This window comes from Streptomyces sp. NPDC057253 (assembly GCF_042669125.1).
GTDB lineage: Bacteria > Actinomycetota > Actinomycetes > Streptomycetales > Streptomycetaceae > Streptomyces.
The window spans coordinates 1-21858 of record NZ_JBHUXV010000116.1 but is presented as its reverse complement, the minus strand read 5'-3'; the positions used below and the strand labels follow the sequence as shown (position 1 = coordinate 21858).

At 72.7% G+C, this 21858-nt stretch carries 15 protein-coding genes and 1 pseudogene; 13 read left to right on the top strand and 3 right to left on the bottom strand.

The genetic code is table 11. The features are described 5' to 3' along the window. The first annotated feature begins 151 nt into the window (after positions 1-151). From ACFULQ_RS39410 to ACFULQ_RS39385, 6 genes are all read left to right on the top strand, one after another. Entirely contained in the window at positions 152-1306 is a 1155-nt protein-coding gene (locus ACFULQ_RS39410) for an FxsB family cyclophane-forming radical SAM/SPASM peptide maturase (RefSeq protein WP_383553820.1), read from the top strand. Then, the gene (locus ACFULQ_RS39405; protein ID WP_383553817.1) at positions 1303-2715 is read left to right on the top strand and encodes an aKG-HExxH-type peptide beta-hydroxylase; all 1413 of its coding nucleotides are present in this window, start codon (positions 1303-1305) and stop codon (positions 2713-2715) included. Before ACFULQ_RS39410 ends, ACFULQ_RS39405 begins: the two co-directional genes overlap by 4 nt. A gap of 276 nt (positions 2716-2991) precedes the next feature. After that, positions 2992-4167, top strand: a complete 1176-nt coding sequence (fsxC, locus tag ACFULQ_RS39400; RefSeq protein ID WP_383553814.1) for an FxsC protein — start codon at positions 2992-2994, stop codon at positions 4165-4167. Then, entirely contained in the window at positions 4164-8156 is a 3993-nt protein-coding gene (gene fxsT, locus ACFULQ_RS39395) for an FxSxx-COOH system tetratricopeptide repeat protein (RefSeq protein ID WP_383553812.1), read from the top strand. The genes fsxC and fxsT overlap by 4 nt, the downstream gene beginning before the upstream one ends. A gap of 142 nt (positions 8157-8298) precedes the next feature. Continuing rightward, entirely contained in the window at positions 8299-9384 is a 1086-nt protein-coding gene (locus ACFULQ_RS39390; RefSeq protein ID WP_383553808.1) for a hypothetical protein, read from the top strand. Continuing rightward, a complete protein-coding gene (locus tag ACFULQ_RS39385; protein WP_383553805.1) occupies positions 9381-10199 on the top strand; it encodes an aminoglycoside N(3)-acetyltransferase in 819 nt (272 codons plus the stop codon). Before ACFULQ_RS39390 ends, ACFULQ_RS39385 begins: the two co-directional genes overlap by 4 nt. 43 nt (positions 10200-10242) lie before the next feature. Here the strand turns inward: ACFULQ_RS39385 and ACFULQ_RS39380 are convergent, their stop codons facing one another. Next, positions 10243-11112: a bifunctional DNA primase/polymerase gene (locus ACFULQ_RS39380; protein ID WP_383553803.1), complete on the bottom strand. Its 870-nt coding sequence runs from the start codon at positions 11110-11112 to the stop codon at positions 10243-10245. 347 nt (positions 11113-11459) lie between these two features. On the opposite strand from ACFULQ_RS39380, the gene ACFULQ_RS39375 reads away from it, so the two are divergent. The 6 genes from ACFULQ_RS39375 to ACFULQ_RS39350 all read left to right on the top strand — a co-directional run bounded on the left by ACFULQ_RS39375 (position 11460) and on the right by ACFULQ_RS39350 (position 17053). Beyond that, positions 11460-11774, top strand: a complete 315-nt coding sequence (locus ACFULQ_RS39375) for a hypothetical protein (protein ID WP_383553800.1) — start codon at positions 11460-11462, stop codon at positions 11772-11774. A 319-nt stretch (positions 11775-12093) separates the two neighbouring features. Beyond that, on the top strand, positions 12094-13002 hold the full coding sequence (locus ACFULQ_RS39370; protein WP_383553797.1) for a bifunctional MaoC family dehydratase N-terminal/OB-fold nucleic acid binding domain-containing protein: 909 nt from the start codon (positions 12094-12096) through the stop codon (positions 13000-13002). After that, the gene (locus tag ACFULQ_RS39365; protein WP_383553794.1) at positions 12999-13388 is read left to right on the top strand and encodes a MaoC family dehydratase; all 390 of its coding nucleotides are present in this window, start codon (positions 12999-13001) and stop codon (positions 13386-13388) included. Before ACFULQ_RS39370 ends, ACFULQ_RS39365 begins: the two co-directional genes overlap by 4 nt. After that, positions 13385-14551 (top strand): lipid-transfer protein, encoded by a 1167-nt coding sequence (locus tag ACFULQ_RS39360; RefSeq protein ID WP_383553791.1) that lies wholly within the window; start codon positions 13385-13387, stop codon positions 14549-14551. Before ACFULQ_RS39365 ends, ACFULQ_RS39360 begins: the two co-directional genes overlap by 4 nt. Positions 14552-14697: 146 nt before the next feature. Next, the gene (locus tag ACFULQ_RS39355) at positions 14698-15255 is read left to right on the top strand and encodes a SigE family RNA polymerase sigma factor (protein ID WP_383553788.1); all 558 of its coding nucleotides are present in this window, start codon (positions 14698-14700) and stop codon (positions 15253-15255) included. Between the two features lie 121 nt (positions 15256-15376). Further along, positions 15377-17053 carry a long-chain fatty acid--CoA ligase gene (locus ACFULQ_RS39350; protein ID WP_383553785.1) on the top strand — a complete coding sequence of 559 codons (1677 nt, stop codon included), beginning with the start codon at positions 15377-15379 and terminating at the stop codon, positions 17051-17053. Positions 17054-17138: 85 nt separating this feature from the next. Here the strand turns inward: ACFULQ_RS39350 and ACFULQ_RS39345 are convergent, their stop codons facing one another. Beyond that, a complete protein-coding gene (locus tag ACFULQ_RS39345) occupies positions 17139-18332 on the bottom strand; it encodes an MFS transporter (protein ID WP_383553782.1) in 1194 nt (397 codons plus the stop codon). Between the two features lie 134 nt (positions 18333-18466). Between ACFULQ_RS39345 and ACFULQ_RS39340 the strand changes: the two genes are divergently transcribed. Then, a complete protein-coding gene (locus ACFULQ_RS39340; RefSeq protein WP_383553780.1) occupies positions 18467-19063 on the top strand; it encodes a TetR family transcriptional regulator in 597 nt (198 codons plus the stop codon). Between the two features lie 46 nt (positions 19064-19109). On the opposite strand, the pseudogene ACFULQ_RS39335 reads toward ACFULQ_RS39340, so the two are convergent. Continuing rightward, positions 19110-21858 (bottom strand): annotated as a pseudogene (locus ACFULQ_RS39335) (nickel transporter); the annotation flags it as partial.

Genomic DNA, 21858 nt, shown 5'->3' with positions numbered 1-21858 from the left:
CTGCCCCCTGGTCCCCTCGGTCAGGCCCTGTGGCGGGTCGTGTACGGCCACGACGAACCGAACGGCAGTGCGGCCTCCTTTGAATCGGCCTTGCCGCCCGACCCCGCGTCGCGCCCTGCACCGAGGCACTCCGGGCCTCAGGAGGTGGCACATGCGGAAGGTACGGCCTTTTCGTGAATGGGTGGTCAAGGTCGCCCAGCACTGCAACCTCGCCTGTGACCACTGCTATGTCTACGAGCTCCAGGACACCAGCTGGCGGCGCAAACCCCGGGTCATCCCCGAGGAGTCGGTCGTCCCGCTCGCCGAACGCATAGCGGAGCACGCCCGGACCCACGCCCTGCCCGCGGTCCGCGTCGTGCTGCACGGAGGAGAGCCCCTCCTCGCCGGAAAAGAGCGGATCGAAAATATCGTCTCGGTCCTGACAAGCCGGTTACAGGGCGTAGCGGTATGTGATATCTCCGTACAAAGCAATGGAACACTCCTCGATCCTGACTGGCTGGACCTGTTCCGCCGGGACGGAGTGTCGGTGGGGGTCAGCCTGGACGGCGACCGCACGGCGAACGACCGCCATCGGCGTTCCAGGAACGGCCGGAGCAGCTACACCGCCGTTCTGAAGGGGCTGGAACTGTTGAGGCGACCGGAGAACAGAGCGCTGTACAGCGGTCTGCTCTGCACGATCGACCTCGACAACGACCCGGTCGCCGTCTACGAGCAACTCCTCGCCCACCAGCCCCCGATGGTCGACTTCCTGCTCCCGCACAGCACCTGGGAGCACCCGCCCCCCGGCCGCGACGGCTCGGCGACGCCGTACGCCGACTGGCTGCTGGCCGTCTTCGAGCGCTGGTACACCGCGCCAATACGGGAGACGCGGATCCGTCGCTTCGAGCAGATCATGGACCGTGCGCTCGGCGGCCGACTCGCCCGGTCGGCCCCCGCCCAGTTCCCCGTCTCCGATCACATCGTGGTGGAGAGCGACCTCTCCGTGGAGCTTCCCGACAGCCTCAAAGCGGCCTACGACGGGGCCGCCGCGACCGGGCTGAACCTCTTCGACCACGACTTCGACACCGTGGCCGGGCATCCCGAGGTGGTCGCGGCCCGGGGCGCGGGACCGGCTTCCCTCGCCGCGGAGTGCGTCGCCTGTCCCGTGGTCGGGCTGTGCGGCGGAGGGCTGCGGGCGCACCGCTTCCGCCCCGGCAACGGCTTCGACAACCCCAGCGTCTTCTGCGCCGATCTCCGCCTGCTCACCACGCACATCCGGGACCGGGTGGCGGCCGACGCCGTCAAGTGGTTCGGGAGGGCCTCGTGACCGAACCCGCGGCGCTGCGTCTGACGGCCGGGGACCTCGCGGCCCTGGCCCGTTCCCGGCCGGCCGCCCCCGCCCTGGCGGTGCTCCGCCGGGGGCAGGTCAGCCGGCGTCTGCTGCTTCTGAAGGGGCTGGCCGACACCGCCCGGCGGACCGTGCCCGAGCTGTGGGCGCGGGACGCGTCGGCCGGCTGGGACCTGTGCGTCCAGGCGTACGCGGCCGATCCGCGGGCCTTCGAGGAGGTGCTGCTGCACCCGCACGCGGGCGTCTGGCTCAGGCGGTGCCTGCGCGCCCTGCACGGCACCGGGCCCACCGCGGACCTGGCCCTCGACCTGGCCCGGCTCGGGACCTTCGGACACGCCGCCGCGTTGCGCGCCGGCCTGCGGCCCCGCCTGTCCCTTCCGGCGCACGACGGGTTGTTGTGGCTGCCCACCCTGGGCGTGGTCCGGCTGTCCGGCGGAGCGAACACCGTCCGGCTGGACGGCTGGACGGTGACATGGGCGGACCGCAGCCTAAGGACGGACCGGACACTGAGCCTTCAGAGCCTTCCTGACAACCGCATGCTGAGCCTTCAACAGGACCCCGACGACAACGCTACGGCGACCCCCTTCGCCCCCCACCTGTCCGTCGTACTGGAAGACGCCGACCCGTACCGGGACGTCTACGGCTTCCCGGTCCAGTCAAGGCAGTCCCCGGCCCGCCAGGCCGCGTGGCAGTCGGCCGTGGCGCGGGCCTGGGCGCTGCTGAGCGAGCTGACGCCGGAGCGGGCCGCCGACTGCGCCTTCCTGTGGTCGGCCCTGGTGCCGCTGCGGCCCGGACCCCGCGGACGCGGACGCAGCTCGTCCACCCGTGAGGCGTACGGCGCGCTGGCGGCCGCTCCCGAGCGGGACCCCCTGCTGCTGGCCGAGACGGTCCTGCACGAGACCAGTCACCTCGCCCTGGGCTCCCTGACCGATCTGGTCGACCTCGCCGACCCCTACGACCGGACGCGGCACCGGGTGGGCTGGCGTCCCGACCCCCGCCCGCTGGGGGGTGTGCTCACCGGCACCCACGCGCACATCGGCCTCCTGGCCTACTGGTCGCGTGCCGCCCACACCCTGCACGGCGCCCCGGCCCGGGTGGCCGAGCAGCGGCTGCGGCGGTGTGGCACCCAGGCGGCCGAGGCGCTGCGGGTCCTGTGGCGGAACAGGGCCGCCCTGACCGCCTGGGGCGCCTGCTTCGTCGAGCACATGACCGAGGAGGCCGAGGCGTACGGCTTCCGGGTGGACCGGCGCCCCGTTCACCCGTCCGGTCAAGCGGGCGTTCGGGGAGTGACACCTTTCCGGGTGGTTCGGATGGAAGCGGAAGACACTCCTCCGTCGGGCGCCGCCCGGGTGCGGCCGCCGCCCCCGAGGTCGACCCGCAGTGCGTAAGCAGCGGTTCCGCCATCGCGGGCGGGACCAGCCGGGAGGTCGGTCGAACGGAGGAGGGGGCATGGGCGGGACCGTAGGCGCGGCGGGTGGCCGACGAGGTGTCGATCGCCGCTTATCGTGCGCGCAAAGCCCGTGTTCGTGTTTCTCCCACATTCGAATATCAAGCCGATTTGGTGGGGCTGATGTCGAGGAGGACGGCAGCCCGCATCCGGCCTCCGTCCGGCACAGCCCGAGGCAGCCCGCGTCCCGGGGCCGTGCCGAGCAACTGGAGTCACCGTGAGCCACTTCTACCTGAGTCACGTGCGCACCGTCGACGAGGAGTGGGTCGCGGCGTTCTTCCACGACCTCTGTGCCCTCGTCGGCCGCCGCACCGGACGCCCGCCGGACAGCGTGGGGGCGCGTGGTGAGCCCCGGTCGTCGGACATCTCGGTGGATCTGCTGGGCCGTTCCACCGTCCTGGTGGTGCTGCACTCCACGCCCTACTTCGCTCAGTCCTACTGCCTGGCCGAGTGGTCCTACTTCCAACGGCGCCTCAATCTGCACTGGTCCAGGACCGGTCGCCGCGCCGACGCCGTCGTACCCGTGATGTGGGAGCCCGATCCGACCGGTGAGCTGGACGAGGTCGTCCCCTACCCGCCCCTGCGGGTGGCCTCCGAGGCCTACCGGCGGGACGGGCTGCTGCATCTGCTGCGGCTGCGGGCGCGCTACCGGTCCGAGTACGAGGAAGTGCTGGAGGCGATCGCCGACCGCGTCGTCGCGGCCGCGGAGCGGCTTCCGGAGGTGCACGGCTTCGACATGTCAGGGAGCCAGTCGCCCGTCGGCGCCCCCGCGCCGGTGAGCGGACAGTCGGTCAGCTTCGTGGTGGCGGCCCCCGCCCGGGACGAACTGCCCGAGGAACGGCACACACGCCAGAGCTACGGCAAGACCCCCCTGAACTGGTCCCCGTACGCGCCCGGCGAGGAGGGGGCACTGGTCTCGCTGGTGGTGGACACCGCCACCACCCTCGACTTCACGGCGACCGTGCTGCCCCTGGACGAGGAGACCGTCGACCGGATCAGCCGGGAACAGGACCCCGAGCAGCTCGTGGTGCTGCTGGTGGACGCCTGGGTGGCCATGCGGGGGGACAAGCGCAGCCTCCTGGCCGCCGTCGACGGGCGAAGTCCCGAGGCGACGACGGCGCTCGAACCGCGGGCACGCGACGACACCGAATCGGCCGAACTCACGGTCACCCTCGACGAACTCCTGGACCGCACGCTCCCGCTGCTGCGCGCCCGCCACAGCGAGTACGAACGCTGGGGGCTCCCGGACACGGAGAGCTTCACCTCGTCCCTGCGCAAGGTGCTCATCCGCCTGCAGAACGAAGCCCTCAGGTCGGTGGAGGCCGTGCGGTCACCGGCGTCGCCGACGGAAGGGCTCCATACGTTTCCCCTGCTCGGAAGGTACTCCTCATGACGTTCGACTCGGGTGGCACCGGCACCCACGAGTGCGGCACGATCGTCACGTTCTACTCGTTCAAGGGCGGAACCGGCCGCACCATGGCCCTGGCGAACGTGGCCTGGATCCTGGCGAGCAACGGGAAACGTGTCCTGGCCATGGACTGGGACCTGGAAGCGCCCGGTCTGCACCGCTACTTCGCCCCCTTCCTGGGCGACCCGGAGCTGCGCTCCACGCCCGGTGTCATCGACCTGATCCGCGGCTTCGACCTGGCGAGGCCGAGGCCCGCCGGGGGCGACTACAGCCGGCAGGCCCGGGTGGAGCGCTATGCCTCCGCCCTGACCTGGACCTTCGACAGCGGCGGCTACGTCCTGTTCGTCTCCCCCGGGCGCCGGACCCCCGAGTACTCCGAGACCATCAACACCTACGACTGGAAGGGCTTCTACGAACAGCGCGACGGGGCCGCCTTCCTCCAGGCCCTGCGCGAGGACATGCGGCACAGCTACGACTACGCCCTGATCGACAGCCGTACGGGCTGGAGCGACACCTCCGGCATCACCACGGTGCTGATGCCGGACGTACTCGTCAACTGCTTCACCTTGAACACCCAGTCGGTGGACGGCAGCGCCAGCGTGGCCGCGGACGTACGGCGGATCGCCCCGCACGTGAAGATCCTCCCCGTGCCCATGCGGGTGGAGGACGCCGAGCAGGAGAAGCTGGCCATCAGCCGGGGGCACGCCCGCCACCGCTTCCAGGAGTTCCTCAAGGACACCCCGCGGGCGGCCGATCCCGACGGCTACTGGGGCTCGGTGGAGATCCCCTACAAGCCCTTCTACGCCTACGAGGAGGTCCTCGCCACCGTCGCGGACACGCCTCGCCAGCCCGCCTCGCTGCTGGGCGCCTACGAACGCCTCACCTCGGTGATCACGGACGGCCGGGTCACCGCCCTGCGACCGGTCGAGGAACCGGTGCGCAGGCAGCTGTTGTCCCGCTTCCAGCGGGTGCCCGTGCCCGGCGGCCGACTCGTGCCCCGGGTACGGGTCGACTTCGCGCTGCGCGACGGCGCCTGGGCGGAGTGGATCGCGGCCCAGCTCCAGGGCGGGGGAGTCGCCGTGACCCTGCACGGCAGCAGTCCGTCGGTGCCCCTGTCCACCCGCCCGGCGGACGGGGCCGACGTGGTCATCGCGCTGCTCTCGCCCGACTTCGCGACCACGCCGGTCGCCGACGAGGTGCGGGCGCTGGCGGCGGCCCCCGACGGCCCCAAGATCATCGGGCTGCGCACCCGGGAGCACCTGCCGGAACTCGCCCTGCGCGGACTGCCCGGATTCACCCTGGCGGACGTGTCCGCCCCGCACGTCCTCACCCAGGTCTTCGCCCTGCTCGAACTGGAGGCCCCGGCCACCGCCGTCAGCGAGGGCATCGCCTATCCGGGCCTGGTCCCCAGGATCTTCAACGTGCCGCGCCGCAACAACGCCTTCACCGGCCGCGACGTACAACTGGACCGGCTGCGCTACGAGCTGAGCGCCGAGTCGCTGCGCGCGGACACGCCCGTCGGAAAAGTGTTCCTCTACGGCCTCGGCGGGATCGGCAAGACTCAGATCGCGCAGGAGTATGTCCACCGTTACGGTTCCCAGTACGACCTCGTCCACTGGATCCCGGCGGAGCAACCCAACCGGATTCCGCAGCTCCTCGCGGAGCTCGGGCTGGAGCTGGGCATTCCGGGTGACACGGTCGACGAACGCGTCCAGGCGACCATGAACGCCCTCCAAAACGGAGATCATGGTCGCTGGCTCCTGGTCTTCGACAACGTCACCGAGAGCCAGGACGCGGACGGCGGGACCCAGCACAGGGACGAGGGAGACACAACGGTGGAACGGTACCTTCCAGCCGAGGGGCCGGGTCACGTCATTCTCACCGCCCGGCGCTCTCCCCACGAGGAGAACCAGATCGCCGTGGAGGTCGACGCCTTCCACCGCTCCGAGAGCGTCGCCCTGCTGCGCCGCCGGGTGGACGGGCTCTCGGTCGAGGACGCCGACCGGATCGCCGACACGCTCGGCGACTTCCCCATGGCCATGGAGATCGCCGCGGCCTGGCTGCGCCAGACGGCCATGCCGCTGGACACCTACCTCGACCGGGTCAACAACCAGGTCAGCGCGGTGCTGAACGGCTCCGGAGGCGCCGGCGACAGCCAGCAGGAGTCCCTCCTCGCGGTCTGGCGGCTGACCGTCGACCGGCTGGGCAACGAACGGCCCGCCGCGGTCCGCCTCCTCGAGCTGTGTGCCTACCTCTCCCCCGAGCCGATCGCGCACTCGCTGCTCTACAGCGACGCCATGCGCAACCGGCTCGCCGAGGAGACCGGCGACGAGTCGGTGCTCGACCCCATGGTGATGGGCTACCTGATCCGCGACCTCGGCCGGTACGCGCTGGCCACCGTGGACCAGCAGAGCGGCTCCATCCAGGTGCACCGGCTGGTCCAGGCCGCGGTGCGGGAGTGGCTGAAGGAGGACCCCGAGCGCGAGGCACGGACCCGGCGTCAGGCACAGCTGGTGCTGGCGGGCGCGCTGCCCTCGGCCGCGTTCCAGGAGGACAGCGCCGCGGCCCGGGAGCGGTTCGCGGAGCTGCTGCCCCATCTGGAGCCCTCGGAGGCGCTGTTCAACACCGACGCGCGGGTGTGCGAGTGGGTCATCCGCCAGGTCCGCAACCAGTGGCGGATCGGCGACCACCGCGCCGCCGCCGCGCTCGGCCAGAAGGCGCTCGACGTCTGGACCGACTCCCTCGGCGCCGACCACCACCTCCGGCTGCGGCTGGCCGCCCAGGTGGCCAACCCGCTGCGCTCCCTGGGCCGTTACCCGGAGGCCCACGAGCTGGACTCCGACACCCTGCGGCGCCAGCGCGAGCAACTCGGCCCCGACGACGGATACAGCCTGGTCACCGCCCGCAACTACGGGGCCGACCTGCGGGGCCTCGGGCGCTACGCGGAGGCGCACGACGAGGACCGCCGCACCTACGAGCTCTACCTGAACAGCCCGCACTTCGGCCCCGACCACGAGGAGACCCTCCGCGCGGCCAACAACCTCGGGGTGTCCCTGAACCTCGCCGGCCGTCCGGCGGAAGCCCTGGAGCGGGCCACGGAGGCGTACCAGAGGTGCCGGCAGGCCCTGGGCCTCCAGCACCGCGTCACCTGGATCCTCGCCAACGGCGTGGCGCTCGACCGCCGTGAGATGGGGGACTACCAGGGCTCCCTCGACCTGCTCTTCGAGATCCGCAGGCGGTTCGTCAAGCTCCAGGGCGAGAAGTCGAACGACGTGCTGCGCACGGACACCTCCCTCGCGGTGACCCAGCGCCGGCTCGGTCACTACGCCGAGGCGGAGGCCCAGACCCGGTCCACCCTGAACGTCTACCGGCAGCGCTACGGCGAGGGGCACCCCGACACCATGTCGTGCACCGCCAACCTCGCCTGCGACCTGCTCGCCCTGTCCCAGCTGGACCCGAGCAGGGGCGCGGAGGCGCTGCGGCTCGGCACACGGAACTTCGAGCGCTACCGCGAGCGCCTCGGCGCGGAGCACCCCTTCAGCCTGGCGGCGGCCACCAACCTCGTCGCCATCCTGCGCAACCAGGGGGAGACCGAACGGGCGCTGGCACTCGCCGACGAGACGCTGCCGCTCCTCGTCGAGCGGCTGGGCGCCACGCACCCCGCCACCGTGGCCTGCCGGGCCAACCGGGCCGGCGTGCTGTCCGTGCTGCGCCGTCACGAGGCGGCGCTGGCCCAGGACGAGGAGGTGCGGGAGGCCTATCGCGACCTCTACCGCGACTACCACCCCCGGGTGCTCTGCGCGGAGTTCAACGTCGCCCTGGACCGCAGCCTGTTGGGTGACACCGACGCCGAGCAGGAGCTCAGGAGCGCGCGGCGCGCCGCCGAGCAGGAGTTCGGGCCGGAGCATCCCACGGTCCGGGCGATGCGTGACCGCAAGCGGATCGACTTCGACCTGGAGATGCCGCCGACCTGATCCGGTTATGCCCTTCTTTCCCGTTTCGGGTGATCCCGGGTGACCTGCCGTGACACAATCCAGGCCATCAACTCGTAACCATTCAGGGTTTTTTGGCGAATTGTCAGGTGCGATGCCCAACGTCTTCGCAGGGGTACCACCCTTGGGAAAGAAGCAGGCCAATCTGCTCACGGCCGTCCTGCGGGGCGTGCCAATCCTGGGGCCGGGCAAGGAAACCCGGCCCCTCACCGACACCGACGTGCGCGGTCTCCTGGACACCCTGCCCCCGTGCGTCGATCCGCAGGAGACCGGTGAGGTCAACCGGCTGCGCCCCCGGCTGCTGAACGCGCTCGTCGGCCCCGAGGCCAGACGCTCGGGGTACGTCCAGGGTCTGCCCCGGCACGGTGTCGCCGCGCTGCTGCGGGCCGCGGGCGAGGCCGTCCGGGCTCCGCTGGTGCTGCGGGTCGTGTACGGCGCCAGCACCACGATCCCGCTGCGGGCGCTCAGTTACGTCCTGCCGGCCGTCCGGATGGCGTCCCGGCTGACCGAGGCCGGCCACCGCGCCCCGCACCTTCAGATCGTGCTGGCCGGCTCCCTCGGCTGCCGCGTCAACGGCCTGTCCGGGGCCGCCGTCGCCGAGGAGACCACCCTGCTGGCCCGCTGCCTCGGTCTGCTCCTGTCGTCCCTGGTACCGGGCCGTTTCGGGCTGTACGACGCCCTGCCGGCGCCCGGGGTCGTCACCGCGCTGGACGACCTGGTGCGCACCCTGACCCCGGCCCGGCGGTCCCGCGTCCTGGAACGGCTCGGCGGCAAGGGCGGCGCCACCGCCGACGAGCAGACCTTGCGCTACGCGGCCGCCCATGTCCTGGTCCACGACCGCGCCGCGGTCCCGCTCACCCTGCGCCAGGGCACCGCCGTCCCGGCCGATGCCACGGTGATCGACGTCGGCGGCCTCCAGGAACGCCACTTCCACGCCGTACGACACCTGTTCGCGGCCGGGGCCGAGCGGGGCGCCGGTCCCGGGGCGCTGGTGCTGTCCCGGCACTCGGTACCGCCGTACACCATGGCCAGGGGCGGGGACGTCGGACTGCGCGAGTTCCTCGACGGCGGGAGCCCGCAGGGCCGGCCGCTGGCCTCCGCGGTCCGCCACGACCTGCGGCTGCTGTGGTCGGCGCCGCTGCCGGCGGAACTGAGCCCGGCCGTAGCGCCGCGTGAGCACACGAACGTCCTTCAGGGAGTACCGAGTTGACCGAGACCGCCCTCCTCCACCGGGACGAACTGTCCTCCCAGCTCCGGGCGTTGGGCATCCGGCCCGGCGACACCGTGCTGGTGCACTCGTCGTTGCGGGCCGTCGGGCCCGTGCACGGCGGGGCGCGGGCCGTGGTCGACTCGCTCCTGGACGCGCTCGGCGCCGACGGCACCCTGGTCGCCTACACCCAGACCCCCGACAACTCCGACCCGTCCCGCTGGCCCCTGACCCGGGGGCGGTCCGTGCCGGCGGCGGAGTGGGCCGGGCTGCGGGCGACGCTGCCCGCGTTCGATCCCGCGCTGACCCCCAGCTACGGGGTCGGTGTGCTGCCGGAGGAGGTCCGCACCCGGCCGGGCGCGCTGCGCAGCGACCACCCGCAGAGTTCCTTCGCCGCGCTGGGGCCGGCCGCGGCGCTCATCACCGCCGGGCACGACCTGAACTGTCACCTGGGCGAGGAGTCCCCGCTGGCCCGCCTGGAGGAACTGTCGGCCCGCGTCCTGCTGCTCGGCGTCGGCTACTCGGTCTGCACCTCCTTCCACCTGGCCGAGTACCGGGTGCCGGGCCAGGGCAGCCGGGAGTACGGCTGCGCGGTCGACGACGGCTCGGGACGGCGCTGGCACCGCTACCGGGACGTGGACTTCGACACCTCCGACTTCCCGGCCCTGGGCGAGACCTACGAGTCCCTCCCCGACCGCCCGGTCACCCGGGGCCGGATCGGCGCCGCCGACGCCCGTCTGTTCGACCTGGCCCCGGCGGTGGCCTACGCCGCGAAGTGGCTGACGGAGCACCGGGCGAGGCGGCGGCCGCCGGTGTAAAGCACGGCGGTTCGCCACATCGGCGGCCTCCTCGGGGGTCCTGTCACCCCCGGCGCCCCGTCATCCGGGCCGCCGAGGCGATCGTCGCTCGGGCCTCCCGCTCCGTGAGGCCCGTGTCGAGGGCCGCGTCCACCAGGGGGGCGACCAGGGCCGGGCCGATGCCGTTCTCGTAGGCGCGGCAGGCCGCCCAGAACAGCCGGGTGTTGCGCTGGCCCTCGTGCGCGGCGAGGACGAACTGGACCAGCCCCTGGCCCTGGTCGCCGGCCGAGGGATGGGTCGCGGGGTGGGTGGGGCGCGGTGGCGGGAGCAGCAGGCGGAGCAGGGCGGGCGGGCAGGCCGCCGGGGCCAGGTGGGCCGTGCCCGGTGCCGTGCCGTAGGTGCCGTGTTCGGTGCGGGAGCCGGGGCCGACGAGATAGCCGCCGGCGCCCCGGATGTCGATGCCCGGGGCCAGCCGGCCGGCCGAGTTGGGGACGGCCGCGTCCGGCGGGCCGGTGAGCCACAGGTGGCGGCCACCGCTCGGGGTCAGGACGACGACCGTGTCGGGGATCGTGAACAGATGGCGCAGCGCCAGTTCGCGCAGGGCCGCCGAGGAGTCCGTGCCCGACTTGGTGTCCAGGTCGATGCCGATCAGATGGTGGGGCGGCAGGCCGCACGCGATGCCGTAGCCGGTCGCCCAGGGCGCGGCGGCGAAGAGCTCGCGGATGCGGACGGGGTCGGTCGAGGCGTCGTAGACCCCGTGTCCGAACGCCCCGCACTCGCCGTGACAGGGGGCGGCCAGAGGGTCGTCGCGGTGGGGGGAGCGCAGGGCCGGGAGCTTGCTGCGGGACAGGGGGATCACGGCCAGCCCGCGCTCGGCGGCTGACAGGGCGTGGGCGAGGGCCAGCGTCGTGGCCTGCCGGTCTGTGGTGGCCATGCCTCTATGTTCGTACGCATGTTCGAAAAAGGGAAGAGTGAGCGGACGCGACTCGCCGGGCGGTCACGATTGGCCGGAAATCTGCCGGAACGCTTTCCCTGTTGCGGCGCTTGATCACCGACCGTCCCCACCGCCCCGAACTGCCCGGTGAAGTCGCGAAAGGGGTTTATCGACTTGTCCTCACGCTTCAGGGGGAATAACCCCTTCCGCTCTGGTTCGCCGGGGATCCGGTGGGCAACTCTGGTCTCGCGACGTCGTGCACAGCACCGGGACGGTCGGCCAACTGCCCCGGAAACACCCGTACTTGACGTACCACCGGCACCAGGCCGGGTTCTGGAGGAAACACCATGGCAAGCATCCGTACCGCCCGCGTCATCGCCGCCGTCTCCGCCCTCCCCCTCGCCGCCGCGCTCTTCACCGGCGTCGCGGCGGCGGACAACGGCGGCTTCGCGGACAACGGATCGAACGCGGGAGTCGCGAGCATCGTGGGCAGCGGAGTGGGCCGCGACAACCACGGCAACTCGTCCACCACCCAGCAGAACGCCGTCGGCTCGGGCGCCTCGAACCAGAGCAACACCGCGCAGGTCAACGGCTCCGCGTTCACGGCCATCAATCAGGGGAACAACAACACGTCCGTCAACTTCTCCCCGCTGTGGTGGTGACGGGGATGCACCGGGGCTGACCGGCCCTCGGCCGCAGAGCGCTCCGGGGGGAGATCGAGGGGGAGTTCCACAGGGGGATTCACGGGAGGGCTTCAAGCAAGGGCTTCAAGGGAGGGGGTGCCGCAGGGGAGCTCTTCGGGGAGGTGACACGTCCGCGCGGCGGTGCTTCGGCGCCGCCGCGCAGGCGTGTTCGAGCACATGGCAACGACCGTGTTCGGCCGCGTGGCAACGACCGTCTTCGAGCGCACGGCAACGACCTTGACAACCCCTCAGATCTGACGGACAGTCAGAAACCCGTGAGCGAGGGAGGCGTGCGCCCGTGGACGACGACGACCTGACGGCCCGGCTCAAGGCCTACGAAGGGCACCCCGCCGCCGTGGCCGCCACCGGCAAGGACCCCGTCAACGTCCCCATGATCCGCCACTGGTGCGAGGCCCTGGGCGACACCAACCCGGCCTACACCGGCCCCGACGCCGTCGCCCCGCCCACCATGCTCCAGGCCTGGACGATGGGCGGCCTCACCGGACACACCGGCCGCGCGCGGGCGTACGACGAACTCCTCGCCCTCCTCGACGAGTCCGGCTGCACCTCGGTCGTCGCCACCGACTGCGAGCAGGAGTACCTCCGCCCGCTGCGCCCCGGCGACGAGATCACCTTCGACACCGTGATCGAGTCGGTCTCGGCCAGGAAGACCACCAAGCTCGGCACCGGCCACTTCGTCACCACCCGCACCGACGTCCACGTGGGCGAGACCCTCGTCGGCACCCACCGCTTCCGCATCCTCAAGTACGCCCCCGCGGGACGGAAGAAACCGTCACCCCGCCCCGCCCGCCCCCGGCCCGTCGTCAACCGCGACAACGCCGGCTTCTGGGAGGGCGTCGCCCGGCACCGGCTCCTCATCCAGCGCTGCACCGCCTGCGCCACCCTCCGCTTCCCCTGGCTCCCGGGCTGCGCCCACTGCGGCGACCCCGGCTGGGACACCGTCGAGGCGAGCGGCGAGGGCACGGTGTACTCGTACGTCGTCATGCACCACCCGCCCTTCCCGGCATTTGAGCCGCCTTACGCCGTCGCCCTCGTCCAACTCGCCGAGGGCGTGCGGATGATCAGCAACGTGGTCGGGACGCCGTACGACAAGGTGCGGATCGGGATGCCGGTGCGGCTGGAATTCCGTTCCTACGACGACGAGTCGGTGCTCCCCGTCTTCAGCGCCGCCGAGGAGGACGCGTGAAGCCCGGTGACGAACTGCCCCCGCTGGAGATCCCGGTCACCCGCACCCTGATCGTCGCTGGGGCCGTCGCCTCCCGCGACTACCAGGACGTGCACCACGACGCGGAGGCGGCCCGCGCCAAGGGCTCCCCGGACGTCTTCATGAACATCCTGACGACCAACGGCCTGGTCGGCCGCTACCTCACCGACCACTTCGGGCCACGCGCGGTGCTCAGAAAGGTGGCGATCAGACTGGGCGCGCCCAACTACCCGGGGGACACCATGGTGTTGACGGGCACGATAGAGAGCCTCGAAGGCACCACCGCGACCGTCCGGGTCGTAGGAGCCAATGGCCTCGGCCAGCACGTGACGGGCACGGTCACCCTCACCCTGGACGGTCCCGCATGAGCACGCGCGCGCGTGACCGGCTCGGCGGACAGGCCGCGATCGTCGGCATCGGCGCCACCGAGTTCTCCAAGGACTCCGGCCGCAGCGAGCTGCGCCTCGCCGCCGAGGCGGTCCGCGCGGCCCTCGACGACGCCGGGCTCACCCCCGCCGACGTGGACGGCATGGTCACCTTCACGATGGACACCAGCCCGGAGATCACCGTCGCCCAGGCCTGCGGGATCGGCGAGCTGTCCTTCTTCTCCCGGGTCCACTACGGCGGCGGCGCGGCCTGCGCGACCGTCCAGCAGGCGGCGCTGGCGATCGCGGCGGGCGTGGCCGAGGTGGTCGTCTGCTACCGCGCCTTCAACGAGCGCTCGGGCCGCCGCTTCGGCTCGGGCGTCCAGCACCGCGAACCCTCCGCCGAGGGAGTCGCCCTCGGCTGGGCGCTCCCCTTCGGCCTGCTCACCCCGGCGTCCTGGGTGGCGATGGCGGCCCAGCGCTATCTGCACACCTACGGCCTCACCCCGGAGGCCTTCGGCCATGTGGCCGTGACCGACCGCAGGTACGCGGCCACGAACCCGGCGGCCTGGTTCCACGGCCGCCCCATCACCCTCGCCGACCACGCGGCCTCCCGCTGGATCGTCGAGCCGCTGCGACTCCTCGACTGCTGCCAGGAGACCGACGGCGGCCAGGCGATCGTCGTGACCTCCCGCGCACGCGCGCGTGACCTCGCGCAGCGGCCCGCCGTGATCGCGGCCGCCGCCCAGGGCGCCGGCCGCGCCCAGGAGCAGATGACCAGCTTCTACCGCGACGACCTCACCGGCCTCCCCGAGATGGGCGTGGTCGCCCGCAACCTCCGAAGCAGCTCCGGCCTCACTCCCGAGGACGTCGACGTGGCGATCCTCTACGACCACTTCACCCCGTTCGTCCTGATGCAGCTGGAGGAGTTCGGCTTCTGCGGGAAGGGGGAGGCGGCGGACTTCGTGCGCGAGGACCGCCTCCCGCTCAACACCCACGGCGGCCAGCTCGGCGAGGCGTACCTCCACGGGATGAACGGCATCGCGGAGGCGGTACGCCAGCTGCGGGGGACGGCGGTGAACCAGGTGCCGCAGGCCGGACGGGTCCTTGTGACAGCCGGGACGGGGGTGCCGACGTCCGGCCTGGTGCTCACCTCGGACGGGTGACCCCCAGGGGTGAACCCGCAGTACCTCGACCCCGTTCCTCCACCTACAGGAGGTGCAGTCAGCACCACTTCTACAACCTGAGGCGGAGTCCTCTTCGGGACCTGTGGCCGATGAGGGGGAGGCGGTCTCGAACCTAGCGTGGAGCCATGACCACACCCGTCTGCACCAGCGCTTCGAAGGCCGCCGTTCCGGCGACGCAGACCCTCGCGTACCCCTCGTTCGCCTCGTACGTGAAGGCCCGCCAGCCGGTGCTGCTGCGTACCGCCCGGTCGCTGACCGCGAACCCGAGCGACGCGGAGGACCTGCTGCAGACCGCCCTGACCAAGACCTATGTCGCCTGGGAGCGCATCGAGGACCACCGGGCCCTCGACGGCTATGTGCGCCGGGCCCTGCTGAACACGCGGACCTCGCAGTGGCGCAAGCGCAAGGTCGACGAGTTCGCGACCGACGAGATCCCCGAGCCCGAGCTGGTGCCCGGCGAGGACGACCCCGCCGAGCAGCAGGCCCTGCACGACGCCATGTGGCGGGCGATCATGAAGCTGCCCGCCCGGCAGCGCGCGATGGTCGTCCTCAGGTACTACGAGGACCTCAGCGAGGTGCAGACCGCCGAGGTGCTCGGCGTCTCCGTCGGCACCGTGAAGTCCGCGGTGTCCCGGGCGCTCGGCAAGCTCCGCGAGGACCCGGAACTGGTGCTCGCCCGCTAGGGAACCCAGCGGCGCGACCGTCCGTTGTGAGCACAACGTGACGTGATCGATCGCCCGGCTCTAGTGACATACCGCGCGGTATGTGCGCAGAATCGGCGCATCCCTTACTACCGCGTAGGCAATGTCGCCCCGGGAGGACGCCGTGCTGAGCACCATGCAGGACGTACCGCTGCTGATCTCCAGGATCCTGACCCACGGGTCGTCGATCCACGGCACCTCACAGGTGACCACCTGGACCGGCGAGCCGGAGCCGCACCGCCGCTCCTTCGCCGAGGTCGGCACCCGCGCCGCCCAGCTGGCGCACGCCCTGCGCGAGGACCTCGGAGTCGTCGAGGACGAGCGCGTGGCGACCCTCATGTGGAACAACGCCGAGCACGTCGAGGCGTACTTCGCGATCCCCTCCATGGGCGCGGTCCTGCACACCCTGAACCTCCGCCTCCCCGCCGAGCAGCTGGCCTGGATCGTGGGCCACGCGGCCGACCGGGTGGTCATCGCCAACGGTTCGCTGCTCCCCCTGCTCGCCCCGCTGCTCCCGCACCTCAAGACGGTCGAGCACGTGGTGGTCTCGGGCCCCGGCGACCGCACGGCCCTCGAAGGCTCCCACGCGCGCGTGCACGAGTACGAGGACCTGATCGCCGGCAAGCCCACCAGCTACGACTGGCCCGAGCTGGACGAACGCCAGGCCGCCGCCATGTGCTACACCTCCGGCACCACCGGCGACCCCAAGGGCGTGGTCTACAGCCACCGTTCGATCTACCTGCATTCCATGCAGGTCAACATGGCCCAGTCGATGGGCCTGACCGACCAGGACACCTCGCTCGTGGTCGTCCCCCAGTTCCATGTCAACGCCTGGGGACTGCCGCACGCCACCTTCATGACCGGCGTCAACATGCTGATGCCGGACCGCTTCCTCCAGCCGGCGCCCCTCGCCGAGATGATCGAGCGCGAGCGGCCGACCCACGCGGCGGCCGTCCCCACCATCTGGCAGGGCCTGCTGGCCGAGCTCACCGCGAAGCCCCGTGACGTCTCCTCGCTCACCCAGGTCACCATCGGCGGCTCGGCCTGTCCGCCCTCCCTCATGGAGGCCTTCGACGCGCTCGGCATGCGGGTCTGCCACGCCTGGGGCATGACGGAGACCTCCCCGCTCGGCACCATCGCCCGCCCGCCGGCCCATGTCGTCGGCACCCCCGAGGAGTTCGCCTACCGCCTCACCCAGGGCCGCTTCCCGGCCGGTGTCGAGGCCCGCCTCACCGGCCCCGGCGGCGAGCGCCTGCCCTGGGACGGCGAGTCCGCGGGCGAGCTGGAGGTCCGCGGCGCCTGGATCGCCGGCGCCTACTACAACGGCCCCGAGGCCGAACCCCTGCGCCCCGCCGACAAGTTCAGCGCGGACGGCTGGCTGAAGACGGGCGACGTCGGCACCATCTCCCCCGACGGCTTCCTCACCCTCACCGACCGCGCCAAGGACGTCATCAAGTCCGGCGGCGAGTGGATCTCGTCCGTGGACCTGGAGAACGCCCTGATGTCCCACCCGGACGTCACCGAGGCCGCGGTCGTCGCCGTCCCCGACGACAAGTGGGGCGAGCGCCCGCTGGCCACGGTCGTCCTGAAGGAGGGCTCCACCGCCGACTTCGAGTCCCTGCGAGCCTTCCTGGCAGCCGAGGGCAAGATCGCCAAGTGGCAGCTCCCGGAGCGCTGGTCGATCATCGCGGCGGTCCCGAAGACGAGCGTCGGAAAGTTCGACAAAAAGGTCCTGCGCCGGCAGTACGCGGAGGGCGAGCTGGACGTCACCAAGCTCTGAGCACAACTCGCAGGTCACTTGAACGACACGGCGGTCAGGGCGCCCCGGACGAGTACCGGGGGCCCTGGCCGCCGTACCGCATGCGTCACCGCCGTACCGAAGTGGTCAGCCACCCCAGCCCCAGCCACACGCCCGCCACCGCGCACACGCCGCCCCAGCCCCACCAGCCGAAGGCCGAGGCCGCGAGCGCGGACGCCGTCGCGCCGCCCGCGAAGCCGGCGACGACGTAGGCCGTGTTGGCGGTGGCCGGGGTGGAGGTGGTGGTCAGGGCGAGGGTCTGGTTGGCGACATGGGAGGCGACCAGGGCCGCGTGGACGGCGATCGCCGCCACGAACAGCGCCCACAGCGTGTGCCCGCCGAGCCAGAACAGCGGCACGGACACCGCGGCCAGCAGATAGGCCGACCGTACGACCGTCGCGGCGCCGAAGCGGTCCACGAACCCTCCGGCCAGGGGCGCCACCGCGCTCGCGGTGAGTCCGAAGAGACCGAAGAGCCCGGCGGTGGCGGTCGACAGGCCGTAGGCCGGGCCGGTCAGCAGCAGGGCCAGCGAGGTCCACAGCGCGCTCCAGGCGCCGTACATCCCGGCCTGCCGCACGCACGCGCGCCACAGCTCGGGCGAGCGGCGGACGAGGGACGGGAGGGTGGTCAGGCCGGAGAAGAGCGGGCCGGAGCGGCGGGGGCGCTCGGCGGGCAGGGCGTAGGCCGTGGCGAGTCCGAGGGCGGCCGTCAGTACGGCCGCGCCCACGAACACCACCCGCCAGCCGAAGGCCTGACCGATCAGCCCGCCCAGCACCCGGGCCGCGACGATCCCGGTGAACAGGCCCGCGATGACGGCCGCCACGTGCCGGGCCCGGCGGTCGGCGGGGGCGCGCTGGGCGACCAGCGGGACCAGCAGCTGGGGCACGACGGTGGCCGCGGAGGCGACCAGGACGGCGGCCGCGAGGACGGTGGTGCCGGTCGCGAGGGCGGCGGCGGTCAGGGCCGCGGTGGTGACGAGCGAGAGGACGGCGACGAGCCGGCGCCGGTTCACGCTGTCGCCGAGCGGGGCGAAGACGAGCAGTCCGAAGGCGTAGCCGAACTGGGCGACCGAGGCGACCCAGGCCACCGCGGAGGCGGTCGAGCCGAAGTCGTGGGCGATGAGGGGGAGCAGCGGGGCCGCGAGGTAGATGTTGGCGGCCGTGACGGCGGTGCAGACGGCGATGAGGACGAGGAGCAGGGAGCCCGCGCGGCGGGCGGGGGCCTCGGTGGACCGTCCTGTGGTGGCGGTTGCTGTCGGCATGAGCGGTGGACTCCTTCGAGTCAGCTCTGGCAACTAACTGGTTGGTTGGAACAGTCCAACAGTGTGGGAGCGCCTCCGATTCCCTGTCAACCAAGTAGTTGGTTACTTCCCCCGCCGCCCGTACCCTGACCCCCATGGCAGCAGCAAGGGACCCCGAGGCGACCAAGGCCCGGATCTTCCAGGCGGCGGTCGCGGAGTTCGCCCGCCACGGCATCGCGGGCGCCCGCATCGACCGCATCGCGACCGAGGCCAAGGCCAACAAGCAGCTGATCTACGCCTACTTCGGCAACAAGGCGGAGCTGTTCACCAAGGTCCTCGGCAAGGTCATGCTCGACCTCGCGATCGCCGTCCCGGTCGACCCGGACGACATCGAGAGCTGGATCGACCGCCTCATGGACTACCACGAGGCCCACCCCGAGGTGCTGCGCCTGCTCTTCTGGGAGGGCCTGGAGTACGGCGCCACGGCCGAACTCCCCGACGAGGCGGAGCGTCAGGAGCACTACCGCGCGAAGGTCGCGACCCTCGAGGACGGCCAGGCCCGCGGCGTCGTCACCGACGCCATCCCACCCCGCGACCTGCTGTTCCTGCTGATCGCGGTGGCGAACTGGGCGGCGGTGGTGCCGCAGATGAAGCGGATCCTGGTGGGAGGGGAGGCCGGGGACGGGGAGCGGCTGAGGGCTTCGGTGAAGGAGGCGGCGAGGCGGTTGGCAGCGCCCCGACAGGGACGTTAGGAACTGCGCGACCAGCCACAACGGACCCGCGGACGACGACGGGCCCTCAGTTCGTGCCGATCCGAGCCAGCAGATCGACGATCCGAGCCTGCACCTCAGCACTCGTGGACCGCTCGGCCAGGAACAACACCGTCTCCCCGGAAGCCAGCCGCGGCAGATCCGCCTGATCCACGGCCGCCGTGTACACCACCAGCGGCGTCCGGTTCAGCTGCCCGTTCGCCCGCAGCCAGTCCACGATCCCGGCCCGCCGCCGATGCACCTGCATGAGGTCCATCACGACGAGGTTGGGCCTGAGCTGACCGGCCAGGGTCACGGCATCCGCGTCACTGGCCGCGCGAGCGACCTGCATGCCCCGCCGCTCCAGCGTCGCCGTCAGCGCCAGCGCGATCTCCGCGTGCTCCTCGATCAGCAGCACCCGCGGCGGATGCTGCTCGCTGTCCCGAGGCGCCAGCGCCTTCAGGAGTACGGCGGGATCGGCGCCGTAGGCCGCCTCCCGCGAGGCCTGTCCGAGCCCCGCGGTCACCATGATCGGCACCTCGGACGCCACCGCCGCCTGCCGGAGCGACTGGAGCGCGGTGCGGGTGATCGGCCCGGTCAGCGGGTCCACGAACAGCGCGGCGGGGAAGGCCGCGATCTGCGCGTCGACCTCCTCGCGCGACTGCACGATGACCGGCCGGTACCCGCGGTCGCTGAGCGCCTGCTGGGTCGTCACGTCCGGCGCGGGCCACACCAGCAGCCGCCGCGGGTTGTCGAGCGGCTCCGGGGGCAGCTCGTCGTCCATCGGCTGCGGCCGGGGGGTGTCCGGGATCTCCACGGCCCCACCGGGACCGTCCAGCGGCTCGGGCCCCTCGGCGGCGTTCTCGTCCGGCGCTCCTATGGCGTACGACCGTCCGGCCGCCTCGGTGGCGTGCGCGAGCCGCGACTGCCCGGCGAGCGAGGGCTGCGGCTGCGGTGCCTGCGCCGCCGCCGGGGCCTGTTCGGCGGCCGGGTGCGGACGGGCCGCCTGTTCCGGGGCCGCGGCGACCGCGGGGTCGGGCCGGGTGCCGAGCTTGCGCCGCCGGCCCGAACCGCCCGGCTGGTGCGGCGGAGGCGTGGCCGGGCCCGGCTGCTGCACCTGGGCCGCCTGCCGGGTGAAGGGGACACCCTGCCCGAGCGTCCGCACGCTGATCGCGTGGCCCTGGGTCGAGTTGGGGTCGATGGGGGCGGTGCCGGTTGTTGCGGTGGTCGCGGCTGTGGCAGCGGCTGCGGTTGCGGCTTCGGCGGGGAGTGGTTGTGCCGCGCGGGCCTGTGCTTGTGCCTGTGCCGCGTCCGGGGGCAGTTGGACGCCGGGCGGCGGAGTGGCGGGCCCGGCTTCGGGTGTCGGCGCGGGCTGGGGCGTGACCAGGCCCGGGGCCTGCGGCTGGGGTGCCTCGGCGGGGAGGGGCCGGCCGGGCTGCGCGAGACCGGGCTGGACCGGGACGCCTTGCGGAAGGACGGGTTGCGCCGGGGCGGGCTGCGGAGGAGCGGCCTGCATGGGTGAGGCCGGGGCGGCGACGGCCTGCTCGACGAGACCGGCCTCGCCGGTGGCGTTCTGCACGGGGACACCCGGGTACTGCCCCGGCTGCACCGCGGCGGGGACCTGGGGGGCAGGGGCCGTAGGAACTCCTGCGGGAACGGCCTGACCTGGAGCTGCCTGACCGGGCACGGCTGCCTGGGCTGCGACTCCCTGTGCGGGCGTGCCGGGCGCCTCGGCCGGCTGGGCGACGGCCCGTCGGCGTCGGCCCGTCGGGGCGGTGGTGGGGTGCGGCTGCGGTGGGGTGTGGTCGTCGGCCTGGTCTTGCGGGACGGCGTCGTGCCGACCGTCGTCACCGTGACCGTCGGACGGGCCGCCGGGCTGACCGGCGACGAGCCCCTGGCCGGGAACCTGCGCGAGCCCGTTCGCCGGGACGGGGGCGCCGGGGGCCGGTGCCTGTCCCTGTGCCGGGGGCTGGATCTGGCCGGCGGCCTGCGGCGGAACCGGAGCCTGCGCCTGGCCGGGGACCTGGAGCTGCCCAGGTGCCTGGAGCTGCCCGGGTGCCTGGAGCTGCCCGGGGACGGGGACTTGCCCGGGGACCGGGGCTTGCCCGGGGACCGGGGCTTGCCCCGGCACCTGCCCCGGGACCGGGGCCTGGCCCTGAGTCTGGATCTGCCCGGGGAGCTGTTCCTGGCCAGGGCCGGGCAGCTGTCCCTGCCCCGGGATCTGCCCCGGGATCTGTCCCGGGATCTGTCCCGGGACTTGTCCCGCGATCTGTCCCGGCTGACCCGGTACCTGCCCCACAACCGGGGCCTGCCCCGGCATCTGGGCCTGGCCCGGAAGCTGTCCCGGCACGAGCCCCGAGATCGGCACCTGGCCCAGCCCCGGTACCGGTACCTGACCCAGCCCGGAGACCGGCACCTGGCCGAGCCCCGGAACCTGGCCCTGCGCCGGAACCGGACCCGCACCCGGACCCGGACCCGCCGTGGCCGTAACAGCGGCGGTATCGGCGCCGGCGTCGCTCGGGCGGTCCGCGTCGGCGGGTGGGAGGGCGAACACCGAGCGGGGCGCCGCCTCCTGCGCGGCCGCCCGCTCCGAGGCGGCGGCGAGCGCACGCCGTCGGCGCCCGTCCTGCTGCGGTGCGCCGTCGCCCTGCGAGCCCTGTCCGGCGATCTGGAGCTGCCCCTGAGGCTGCTGACCGGCTCCGGCGGAGCCGCCCGCGGGCAAGGCCGCCGGCAGCGCGTGCTGCTCGCCGCCGTCCCGCCGGGCCCGGCGCCCGGCCGGTGCGGGCACGCCCTGCGGG